This window comes from Aurantimonas aggregata, assembly GCF_010500835.1.
GTDB lineage: Bacteria > Pseudomonadota > Alphaproteobacteria > Rhizobiales > Rhizobiaceae > Aurantimonas > Aurantimonas aggregata.
Genome location: NZ_JAAAMJ010000046.1, coordinates 1 through 10,985 on the forward strand (window position 1 = coordinate 1; position 10,985 = coordinate 10,985).

General features: G+C 64.6%; 10 protein-coding genes and 2 pseudogenes. 6 read left to right on the plus strand and 6 right to left on the minus strand.

Features of this window, described 5'->3' with window-relative positions; genetic code table 11:
* Positions 1 to 152 precede the first annotated feature (152 nt).
* A pseudogene (locus GTW51_RS22585) lies at positions 153 to 563 on the minus strand (IS5 family transposase); the annotation flags it as partial.
* A gap of 59 nt (positions 564 to 622) precedes the next feature.
* Positions 623 to 832 carry a cold-shock protein gene (locus GTW51_RS22590; RefSeq protein WP_163046283.1) on the minus strand — a complete coding sequence of 70 codons (210 nt, stop codon included), beginning with the start codon at positions 830 to 832 and terminating at the stop codon, positions 623 to 625.
* Positions 833 to 998: 166 nt separating this feature from the next.
* Between GTW51_RS22590 and GTW51_RS22595 the strand changes: the two genes are divergently transcribed.
* Positions 999 to 1,967, plus strand: a complete 969-nt coding sequence (locus GTW51_RS22595) for a transposase (RefSeq protein WP_343034094.1) — start codon at positions 999 to 1,001, stop codon at positions 1,965 to 1,967.
* Between the two features lie 161 nt (positions 1,968 to 2,128).
* Here the strand turns inward: GTW51_RS22595 and GTW51_RS22600 are convergent.
* The 4 genes and pseudogenes from GTW51_RS22600 to GTW51_RS22615 form a co-directional block, all read right to left on the minus strand.
* Positions 2,129 to 2,496 (minus strand): annotated as a pseudogene (locus tag GTW51_RS22600) (EamA family transporter); the annotation flags it as partial.
* Between the two features lie 223 nt (positions 2,497 to 2,719).
* On the minus strand, positions 2,720 to 3,124 hold the full coding sequence (locus GTW51_RS22605) for a hypothetical protein (protein WP_203566268.1): 405 nt from the start codon (positions 3,122 to 3,124) through the stop codon (positions 2,720 to 2,722).
* A gap of 204 nt (positions 3,125 to 3,328) precedes the next feature.
* Positions 3,329 to 3,877 (minus strand): carboxymuconolactone decarboxylase family protein, encoded by a 549-nt coding sequence (locus GTW51_RS22610; protein WP_163046285.1) that lies wholly within the window; start codon positions 3,875 to 3,877, stop codon positions 3,329 to 3,331.
* A gap of 95 nt (positions 3,878 to 3,972) precedes the next feature.
* Positions 3,973 to 4,917: a LysR family transcriptional regulator gene (locus GTW51_RS22615; RefSeq protein WP_163046286.1), complete on the minus strand. Its 945-nt coding sequence runs from the start codon at positions 4,915 to 4,917 to the stop codon at positions 3,973 to 3,975.
* 118 nt (positions 4,918 to 5,035) lie between these two features.
* Between GTW51_RS22615 and GTW51_RS22620 the strand changes: the two genes are divergently transcribed.
* The 5 genes from GTW51_RS22620 (at position 5,036) to GTW51_RS22640 (ending at position 10,713) form a co-directional block, all read left to right on the plus strand.
* On the plus strand, positions 5,036 to 6,400 hold the full coding sequence (locus tag GTW51_RS22620; RefSeq protein ID WP_163046287.1) for an acyclic terpene utilization AtuA family protein: 1,365 nt from the start codon (positions 5,036 to 5,038) through the stop codon (positions 6,398 to 6,400).
* Positions 6,400 to 6,780 carry an AtuA-related protein gene (locus tag GTW51_RS22625; protein ID WP_163046288.1) on the plus strand — a complete coding sequence of 127 codons (381 nt, stop codon included), beginning with the start codon at positions 6,400 to 6,402 and terminating at the stop codon, positions 6,778 to 6,780. The genes GTW51_RS22620 and GTW51_RS22625 overlap by 1 nt, the downstream gene beginning before the upstream one ends.
* Positions 6,777 to 7,760 carry a TAXI family TRAP transporter solute-binding subunit gene (locus GTW51_RS22630; protein ID WP_163046289.1) on the plus strand — a complete coding sequence of 328 codons (984 nt, stop codon included), beginning with the start codon at positions 6,777 to 6,779 and terminating at the stop codon, positions 7,758 to 7,760. The genes GTW51_RS22625 and GTW51_RS22630 overlap by 4 nt, the downstream gene beginning before the upstream one ends.
* A 92-nt stretch (positions 7,761 to 7,852) precedes the next feature.
* Positions 7,853 to 9,766, plus strand: a complete 1,914-nt coding sequence (locus GTW51_RS22635) for a TRAP transporter permease (RefSeq protein WP_163046290.1) — start codon at positions 7,853 to 7,855, stop codon at positions 9,764 to 9,766.
* Entirely contained in the window at positions 9,763 to 10,713 is a 951-nt protein-coding gene (locus tag GTW51_RS22640; protein WP_163046291.1) for a 3-hydroxyacyl-CoA dehydrogenase NAD-binding domain-containing protein, read from the plus strand. Before GTW51_RS22635 ends, GTW51_RS22640 begins: the two co-directional genes overlap by 4 nt.
* Positions 10,714 to 10,985: the final 272 nt, after the last annotated feature.

Below are 10,985 nucleotides of genomic sequence, written 5' to 3' on the forward strand. Positions count from 1 at the left end.
CTACGACGACATCGTCGCCCACTGCTGTGACGCTTGGAACAAGCTCGTCGATCAGCCCTGGAAAATCATCTCAATCGGAATGCGGGACTGGGCGCATGAGTTCTGATCAGCGCACGTTGGTATTACGTTCAGGGGTTAGGGTTCGGACTCATTCAGACCCAGAAGGCGATGAGGATTGCGAGCGCGACCGCCGAGAGGAAGTTGCGGGCGAGCTTGTCGTATCGGGTGGCAATGCGTCGAAAGTCCTTCAGTCGGCAAAAGGCAGCCTCGATGCGCCAGCGCCCTTTGTAGCGGGCTTCGTCGTAGTCGATCGGAACCTTGCGGTTTGAGCGTCCCGGAATGACGACCTCTGCGCCTTCGGCTTGCATCCGCCGGCGCAGCGCGTTGGCGTCGTAGCCCTTATCGGCGATCAGGCAGCGCACCCGGCCTGCCGCGTCCATCAGCGGCCCGGCCATGGTCACGTCGGCAACGTTGCCGGCCGTCACCCGCAGGACGGCCGGTCGCCCCAAAAGGTCCGTCACAGCGTGGATCTTCGTGGTTTGACCGCCGCGCGAGGGCCCGATGCCTGAACGAAAACCCTAGCGTCAGCAGGGTCTTATGCATCGCGCTTTGTGAAATGCTTTTACAGCGACTTCAAGTTGACGGCCTTGTCGCCCTTGCCGCGGGGATCCGCCTCGGTATCAAACGAGAGCTTCTCGTTCTCGCTCAAAGTAGACATGCCCGATCGCTCCACTGCGGTGATATGCACGAATACATCATTCCCGCCGCTATCTGGTGTGATGAAGCCGAAACCCTTGTCGGGGTTAAAGAATTTTACGGTACCGGTGGCCATAGAGCCTCTCGCAAAAAGAGATAGTGGGCTACTTACCCAAGGCGAGCATGGACCCCGCAACGCTTAATGGCAAATTGGATACCGTTGGTGCCTCTTCGGCGCCTTCCGATGCACTCCGCTCAGGATCCTCAGAGAGAGCGAGTGATGTGGCGCTTCGGCCGCGGCGGTGCGGCAGACCGCTACCGGGATAGCTGGACAGGCGCAACACAACCTCTCCGACGCACGCATGGAGTTCATGATCCGTGACCGGCTTTCCTGGATGCGGTTCCTTGGGTTCGATCTAGGCGCTCCGACACCCGACGAGAACACGATCCGGCACTTTCGCAACAGGCTGACCGAGACGGGAACATTGAAGCGGGTGATGAAGGCCTTCGACTGGCAACTGCAGAAGAAGGGATACATCCCGATGGCTGGCCAGATCGTTGACGCCTCGCTGGTTCCGGCGCCGAAGCAACGCAACACCGAGGGTGAGAAGGCGGCGATCAAGGCCGGAAAGTGCGCTCGCGAAATCTGGCCCAACGAGCCTGCCAAGGCGGCTCAGAAGGATGTCGACGCCCGCTGGACGCTGAAGATCGGCGGCAAGGTTCGCTATCGCCCGGACGGCACGCCGCTGCCGATGATCGCGGCGCCGGTCTTTGGCTACAAGTCTCACATCAGCATCGACCAGCGCTTCGGCTTCATCCGTGAGAGCGCGGTGACCTCGGCGGCTGCCCCGGACGGATGGCAACTTCGGCACCTCGTGAGCCGAGAGAGCACCGGTTCGCAAGTCTGGGCCGATAGCGCCTATCGCTCAGGGGAGAACGAGAAGTGGCTGGCGGAACGGATGCTGAGCAGCCGCATCCACCGACGCAAGCCAGCGGGCAAATCGATGCCGAGAGCGATGGCAAAGGCCGAAGCCCGCGACGGGGCGCAGGCGTATGAAAGCAAATGCCCTCGGTCGATCTTGACGAGCTCGCCGGCTTGGCAGAACGCTACCTCGAGCTTGCAAGCAGAGATCTCGTCCGGGCCTTCGAACTCGTCCTTGCGGAACTCGCCGTCGCAGAACGGCACATCTGATGAGGCCTCTGCGGCCGCGTTGATCTGGTCGCCGTACCCGGATTCTCCGAACGCCCCAGTCGGGCCGTTCCGAAGCTGAACGGCGATCATCCAACGTTCCGCAGGAGTCTACCCGGTCGAGCCGATCGGCGCCACGGAAGCGGCCATCCGCTATCGAGCCCTTTCAGCCAATCAAAGGTTCCCCAACCTTTTCCTAAAACTGTCCTTTACAACAGGAAAGGATCGCCTCGCGTATCTCCATTAACGGGAAAACTTCTTTGCGCCGAATACACATGCGACGACGAGGAGGGTCACGAGAACCATCGAGGGAGCAACGGGCTCACCAAGAACGAGCCCTGCCAGCGCGAGGCGAAAAAGGGCTGGAGAAGTTGAAGTTGGCTGACGCCTGCAATCCCGCCGAGCGCAAGACCGCCATACCAGAACACGAAGCCGATGAGCATTGAGAACACCGACACGTAGGCGAGGCCCAGCCATTCCGGCGCAGTGATACCGACCCAACTCTCCGGCCAAGTCGCCAGCGCGAGGAAAGCCATGATCGGAGCCGAGACGAGAAGCGACCAAGAGATCACCTGCCATCTGCCAAGGCGTCGCGAGAGCGTGGCGCCTTGATCCCTGTGTTCTCAGGTTCGATCGCAAGAGCCAGCGCGATGGCGTTGAGTGCTGTCTTGGATGCGGTTGCTACGGCTACTTTGGGTACAGCATGGACGCGCCCCAGCACGCAGGCCGCGACCAAGCTGACACCGATCAGCCAGGAGCTAGGATGGAGAAGGGGGAACCACGGGGTTGTATCGGCGAAGGGCTGCACCACCGCGCTCTCCCGGAGCCATTCGTTCAAGACGGAACGGCGCGGGTCGCGGCCAGGCCGACGATCAGGACGACATAGGGCAGTCCGAATGCTAACATCGAGCGCCATCGCTTGCGGTCCGGACGCTCGTCAAGCCAGAACTGCAACACGATCAGCGGCCCCGAGGCGGCCATGCCGGCGACCTCGGGCCCGAGCTGATAGTTGGCGGCGATCAGCAAAGCCAGGGCCCCAATGGTCCAGGCGAGCTCCCGCATCAGGTGCCGAATATTTCTCTCCAGACCGGCCGAGGCTGCCATGCGCCAGAACAGGATGAGCCAGGCAAGGAGTAAAGGCGCGCTGACGAGGGCGCTCTGGATGCCCAGTTCGCGTGGCGTGATGCCGGAAAATTCGGCGCCCACGATCGTACGGTGAAACCATCGGCTGGAGCCCATACGTCTATCGAAGAAAAAAGTTAACCGGGAAAGGTCACAATGGAGATAGCTTTGTTTCTTGATGCTGATTCATTGTAATCCGTTCCCAAGGGCCCAGCCCTCGTGCGGACTTACCGCTTCCTTCCGGTCATCACGCAGATTCGCGTTCATCTTCCGCTTCGATGTCTTAGCGACCTGCCGGGACTCATCAATAGTCTGCGTGACCTAGAAGGGGTCGGGTACACCCTTGGGCAAAGACACGCCAAAAGCATTGATGGTCATCGAGATCAGCGTATAATAACCGAGGATGCCAACTAATTCCACTGCGGCTTCTGTACCGAGAAATCCAACAAGTCGGGCATAGGACAGATCGCTGACATTGTGGTCGCGGTGAAGCTCGATGGCGAAATCGTACACGGCCTCCTCGATCTCGTCTTGAAATCGGGGCCTTTCCTGCTTCCAGATGGCTTCGACGACATCGACGGAGAGGCCTTCGCGCAGGGCGATGGGCGCGTGCACCGCCCATTCGAATCCGGAGCGCCAAAAGGCGCCGGTGACGAGGATCGCGAGTTCCGACAGGCGCGGCGGAAGGCGCGTGTCGTATCGGCAGAAGGCGCCGAGGGCCTGGGCGCGTTCCGCAAAGAGGGGCGATTGCAGCCACACCCGGAGCGGCCCCTCGACAATGCCCCGTGGCCCATTGGCAATGGCGTCGAAAACCACCTGTTGCTCATCGGTCAGCGTGGCTTCGTCGAGCTCGATCGGGCGCTTCGTCATGGAAGATGTCCTCGTTTGCGCGAGTGCCGCGGGCGCGCCGCCTGATCTGCCGGTTAGCCCCATTGGTCCGCTTTCGCCCGTGCACGGGATGCGCGTCAAGCATTGCCGGGAAATGGTTCGAAGCTGATCTGTTCGCCGAGCTCGGTCAGGATCGGGCTTGCCGGCAGGCTCCGAAGCTCGCCCAGAAAGGCCCGGGCCGCCAGGGAAAAGCTCTGCTTCCTGCGGTAGACGAGGCCGAGCGTCCGCTGGGCCATGGGTTCGGACAGCGGCAGCCAGGCAAGGCCATTCTGCATCACGACGGGTAGGCACAGAGCCGGCAGGGCGGAGACGCCGAGACCGGCTAGGACAAGGCCGGACACGGTCGCGAGCTGGTTGACTTCGGCCACGAGGCGGGGCGCCATCTTGCCGGAGATCGAGGCATCGAGGCGCCGGCGCACGCTCGTCACGCCCGTCATCGCGACGAGCGGCTGGGTCAGCAATTCTTCCCAGGTCAGCCCGCTTCGACGCGCCAGCGGGTCGTCGTCACGCAGGATCGCCACGAACCTGTCGCGGACGAGGGGCGCAAAGGTCAATTCGTCCTGGTTGGCGGGCTCGACCGAAAATCCGTAATCGACGCGTCCGCCGAGCACGAGATCGACGACCGCCTCGTGCAGTACGTCGTTGATGCGGATCGATACGTCCGGATGCGAGCGTGCAAAACGCACCACCGCCTCCGGCAGTATGCGGGCGGCGAGCGAGGGAAGGGCCGCCAGCGAAACCCGGCCCCGGCGGACCGCCACGAGTTCGGCCATCTCGTCGAAGGTCTCGTCCCAGGTCCGGGCGAGGCGCCGCGCCAGGGGGCGAAAGGCCTCGCCTTCGCGGGTGAGTGACACCGAGCGCGACGTCCTGTCGAACAGGCGGGCGCCGATCGACTGCTCGAGCCGCTGGATCGATAGGCTGAAAGCCGGCTGGGAAAGACCGGTCCGCGCCGAGGCCTCGCTGAAGCTCAGGGTTTCGGCCAGTTCCAGGAAAGCGAGGATCTCACGAAAAGGCGGATTCATAAACTTCTCAAATAGATCAATTTAATCATTAAATTCGACAAATAGACGGTTTCGGCGGAGCTTGGAAGGCAGAAGCCGTCCGAAGCCTGTGCTTCAGGCCGGCCAGGGAGGAAACGGTATGGCAGAACGCGTCTTTCGCGTCGGCTGCGGCGCCGGGTTCGGCGGCGATCGGCTGGATGCCGCCATCTCGGTCGTGGCGGCGCTCGTGGCGAGCGGCGAGCCGGCCTGCCTGATGTTCGAGACGCTGGCCGAACGGACGCTGGCGTTGGCGCAACGGGAACGGGGCGCCGGCCGCATCGGCTACGACGCGCATCTCATCGACCGACTGGCCCCGGTTCTGGCAGCCTGCCTCGACAATCGCATTTCCATCGTCGGCAATTTCGGCGCTGCCGATCCGCTCGGCGCCGCGGCCGCGATCTGCGATCTTGCGAGCCGGCTCCGGTGCCGCGTGCCGAGAATTGCCGTCGTGACGGGCGACGATCTCATGTCCGGATCGCGCCCCGAAGGTCTTGCCGCGCTGCTTGCCTCCGGCGTCCCGGAAGGCGAAGGCGTCATCAGCGCCAATGTCTATCTGGGTGCCCGCGAGATCGCGGCGGCCGTCCGGGAGGGTGCCGATATCGTCGTCACCGGGCGGGTGGCCGATCCGGCGCTTGCGGTCGGCCCCATCGCCGCGCATTTCGGCTGGAATTTCGACGATCCCGCGCAGCTGGATCGGCTCGCGTCGGCGACGATGGCCGGGCATCTGCTGGAATGTGGCGCGCAGGTCACCGGCGGCTATTTCTGCGATCCCGGCTTCAAGGACGTCGACGGTCAGGACAGGATCGGCTTTCCGATCTGCGAGATCGGCCCTGACGGCGCCTTGGTCGTCACTAAGGCGCCCGGAACCGGCGGTTGCGTCACGGTGCAGACGGTCAAGGAGCAACTGCTCTACGAGATCCACGATCCCCGCGCCTATCTGACGCCGGATGTCGTACTCGATCTCGGCGAGGTCGATGTCCGTGAGATCGCACCGGATCGCGTGCTTGTCAGCGGCGCGCGCGGGCGACCGCGGCCCGAAACATTAAAGGCGACCGTCTGCTACGAAGGCGGCTTCATCGGCGAAGGGGAAATCTCCTATGCCGGACCGAATGCGCTCGCGCGGGCACGGGCCGCAATGGACACGGTGAAGCGGCGGGTCGATCCGGAGTTGAAGATCAGGGCCGACCTCATCGGCTCGGTCAGCCTCTTTGCCGGCGACGACGGAAGCCATATGGCGCAGACGCCTTTGCCGGATAGCGCCGACGTGCGTTTGCGGATCGCGGTAGCGTCGAAGGATCGCAAGCTAGTCGAGGCGGCGGTCTACGAGGTTGGCGCACTCTACACCTGCGGTCCGGCCGGCGGTGGCGGTGTCCGCACCGGCGTCAGGTCGCGTGTCTCGACCGGCTCGGTGCTGGTGCCGCGCAGCTTTATCGCCGCCGGTCACCATTTCTACGAGGCCGCTTGATGGATGCCGTCACGCGTGTTCGTCATGTCGACCTCCACCGCCTGGCGCACGGGCGGGCGGGGGACAAGGGTGATCGGCTGAATGTCAGCGTGATCGCCTATCGGCCGGAATTCTACCCCCTGCTTGTCGAACAGGTGACGGTGGATCGTGTCCGCGCCCTGTTCGCCGATCGCAAGCCGGGCGCCATCGCGCGCTACGAACTGCCCCGCCTCGGGGCCCTCAATTTCGTGCTCGACAATGTGCTGGATGGCGGCGTGAACGCCAGCCTCAATCTCGACGGTCACGGAAAAAGCCTGTCCTTTCGTCTCCTCGAGCTGGCGATCGCGGTCGACGACGAGACGATGGAACGCATCAGAAACATCAGGGAGGAAATACCATGAAGAAGATCCTGTTCACGGCCGCGCTCGCGGCCTTTGCGCTGACCACGTCGCTGTCGACCACGGGCCCCGCCACCGCCCAAGACACACGTCTGCTGATCGGCTCGACCTCGGCCTCGTCGAGCCAGTACGGCTACTTCGTCGCGCTCGGCCAGCTGATCAACGACAAGGTGCCTGGCGTCACCACGTCGGTGGCCGAGACCGGCGCCACGCTCGACAATCTGCGCCGCATGCAGCGCGGCCAGGTGGATCTCGGCCTGGTCACGACCAACGTGGTCGAGCACGCCCGCGCCGGCACCAACGAATTCGAGGGCAGGGCGCAGGAGGCGCCGATCCTGTTCGTCTATTCGCCCGCGCCGCAGAACGTCGTGGTGCGCAAGGACGCCGGCCTGAAGAGCCTCGCCGATCTGGCCGGCAAGCGCTTCAACCCCGGCATCCGCGGTTCGGCGACGGAAGCGACGGCGGAGAGCGTGCTGAAAACCCTCGGCATCGCGCCGGAGATCGTCCGCGGCTCGACGACCGACGTCGTCGACCAGGTCAAGGACAACGGGATCGTCGGCTATGTGAAGTCCGGCGCGGGCAATCGGCTCGATTCCTCCTCGCTCGATATCAACACCTTCACACCCGTCGACGTTCTCTCGCTCTCCGACGCGGAAGCCGACACGCTGCGCCAGAAGATGAAGGACATTACGGTGGTCGACATCGCCGACGCCGGGGCCGGCATTGCGCCCTACAAGACCTGGAGCTTCGCGCTGGCAGTCTCGGCCCGCCCCGAGATGGACGAGGAGACGGCCTACCAGATCACCAAGGCCGCGGTGGAGGACAAGACCGTGCAGAGCAACGCGCTGTCTTCGTTGAAAGGCGTCGACCTCGCCGCTCTCACCATGGAATACGCCACCGTTCCGCTGCATCCCGGCGCGGTGCGCTACTACCGCGAAATCGGGCTCGAAATCCCCGAGCACCTTCTCCCCGCAGCGCAGTAGTCGCAAGGCGAGCCCGGGCGGGATTCCTGCCCGGGCTCGAAGGGCGCGCGCCGGGAAGGCGCGGCATGGAACATGATCCGGGAGGCGGAGCGATGCGTGATACGGCAGCCAGAGTGCTGGCGGTACTGACGGGCCTGTTCGTGCTCTACACGTCGGCCTTCGGGCCGTTCGAAAGTCTCGTGCAGCGCGCCGTCTTTCTGGCGCTCGTCGTCACGCTCGGCCTCCTGCTGCATCCGCTGTGGCGCGAGAACCGGCTGCGCCCCCTCGGCATGGTGATCGACCTGCTCGCCGCCGCCGTCACCTGGGTCGCCTGCGGCTATATCGTCGCGAACTACGACACGATCATGAACAGCCTGCCGTGGGCGACGGGCACCGACCTCGCGCTCACGACCTGTCTCGTGATCGTGGTCCTGGAGGTCGGCCGCCGCGTCGTCGGCATCATCTTTCCGGCGCTCGTCGCCCTGGGTCTCGCTTACGCCCTGCTGGGCCACAACATTCCGGGCCTGCTCGGGCACCGCCAGTTCGACCCCTATTTCGTCACCGAGACGCTGTTCCTCGGCGACCTCGGCATCTGGGGCTCGCTCGTCAGCGTCGCGGCCACGGTGATCGCCTCCTTCGTCCTGTTCGGCGCCTTCCTTCTCAATACCGGCGGGGGTCAGACCTTCATGGATCTCGCCATGCGGATCGGGGGCAAGAGTCCCGGCGGCGCGGCCAAGATGGCGACGATCGCCTCCGGTCTCTTCGGCATGGTCTCGGGCAGCGCCGTCGCCAATGTCGCGACCACGGGCAACTTCACGATACCGCTGATGCGGCGGCTGAACTATCCCGCGCCTTTCGCGGCGGCGGTCGAGGCGGTGGCCTCCACGGGCGGCCAGCTGGCGCCGCCGATCATGGGCGCGGCCGCCTTCGTCATGGCCGAGATCCTCGGCATCTCCTATGTTGACGTCATGGTGGCCGCGATCCTGCCGGCGCTGTTCTTCTACCTGTCCGTCTTCATGACGGTGCATGTCGTCTCGGTTCGGCGCAACATGCGGATCGTCGACGAGGACGAGATCCCGTCCTGGGCCACCATCGTCAGATGGCGGCGCATCCTGCCGATCGTGGCCGCTCTTGGCGGCCTGTTCTTCGGCATCTTTGCCGGTCGCTCGGTCCAGACGGCGGCCTTCTACGGCATCGCCGCCCTGCTCGTCGCCTATCTCGTCGTCAGCATCGGCCAGGTTCCGGCGCGGCAGATGGGTCGGCAGATGATCGCCTCGCTGGACGATGCGGGGCGGGGCCTCGTCATCATCGGCGTGCTGCTGGCCGGCGCGCAGATCCTTGTCGCGATGATCAACCTCACCGGCATCGGCGTGACCCTGTCGTCGCTGATCGTCGCCATCGCCGGCAACTCCGCGGTCCTGGTCGCGATAATCGTCGGCCTCATCTGCCTGATCATCGGCATGGGCCTGCCGACCACCGCCGCCTACGTGCTGGTCGCCGCCGTGCTGGCGCCGGCGCTGACGGGTGTCGGTGTCGAGCCGCTGGCCGCGCACATGTTCGTCTTCTACTTCGCTACCATCTCGGTGATCACGCCGCCGGTCTGCGTCGCCGTCTTCGTCGCCGCGGGCATCGCGCAGACGAACTGGCTCCCGGCCGCCCGCGAGGCAGTACGTCTTGGCGCCATGACCTACATGGTCCCCTTCCTCCTGCTTCTCTATCCCGGCATGATCGGCGCTGGCGGCCCGATGGCGATCGTCGACGCGCTGATGACCGGCCTCGTTCTCGTCATCGCCGTTCCGTGCCTCCTCGGCCGCATGCCGCTCTTCGGCCGGCGCTATGTCGACATCGCGATCTACCTCACCGTGATCGCGATTGCTTTCGTGCCGATCGTCGGCCTGCCTGTCGCGGCGGCGCTGCTCCTGGCGGCGGCCTTCTTCCTCGGCGGACAGAAGGCGCGGGGCATGGCCGGCACGTCGAGCGCGGCGGTGACGCTTGGCGCCCCTGCCGGTGACGAGGTACGGCCGTGACCGAGACACCCCACCCCATCTCCCGGACCGCGGTGATCGGCACCGGCTTGATCGGGGCTGCGTGGACGACCGTCTTCCTCGCCCGCAGGCTCGAAGTGGTCGCGGTCGACCCGGCGCCTGGCGCCCGGGAGCGGCTGATCAGGGATGTCGGGTCGATGTGGCAGGCGCTGCGCGAACTCGGGCAGGCCGAGGGCGCACCGGTTTTCGGCTCTCTCGTCTTCGCTGCCGTTCCCGGCCCCGAGCTCGCCGACGTCGAACTCGTCCAGGAGAACGCGCCGGAAAAGCTGGAACTCAAGCGGGGGCTCTTTGCCGAGCTCGAACGTTTCGTGTCGCCTCAGACGATCCTTGCCTCGTCGACCTCCGCCCTCCTGATCGGCGACATCCAGTCGGCTTGCGTCCATCCCGGCCGCTGCGTTGCCGGGCACCCGTTCAATCCGCCGCATCTCCTGCCGCTGGTGGAGGTGTCCGGCGGGCCCCGGACAGATCCCGCCGTGCTCGACCGCGTCATGGCTTTCTACCGATTTCTCGGCAAAGCGCCGGTCCGCCTCAACAAGGAAATCGCCGGCCACATCGCCGGCCGCCTTGGCTCTGCTTTGTACCGAGAGGCCGTGCATCTCGTGGCCGAAGGTGTGGCGACGGTGGCCGACATTGACGCCGCCGTATGCAATGGCCCGGGCCTCCGATGGGCGACCAACGGTCCGCACATGACCTATCATCTCGGCGGCGGAGAAGGCGGTATCCAGCACTATCTTGACCATCTCGGCGACAGCCAGCAGCGGCGGTGGGATAGCCTCGGTCAGCCGGAATTGACCGATAAACTTCGGGCGGAGTTGGTTACAGGAACACTGGAAGCAGCAGGCGGGAGAAATATTCAGGCCCTGTCAAATGAACGAGACCAAAAACTGGTTGCAATTGTCAGCGCACTCGCTCGTGCCAATGATTGCTGACCTCAAAGGCCTCAGCTCACGCCTTTCCCAACGTCCGCGTCTAGGTTGCAAGGACCGGTGCCGCCGGGCTCAACAGGGCCGCCTTCGGACCGGGATTAAAAGCCACCAAACGGACTCGGCCACGAGCGCTAGATAATGGCTGAGTTGGGTGATGGGGTGGACGCCCCCGACGGCATCGTTGTGCCAGAATGGGGTGTTTCGACCATTCACAGGAGGCGTCCGTGTCCGAGGTTACCACGATCGGCCTGGATATCGCGAAGACCGTGTTCCAC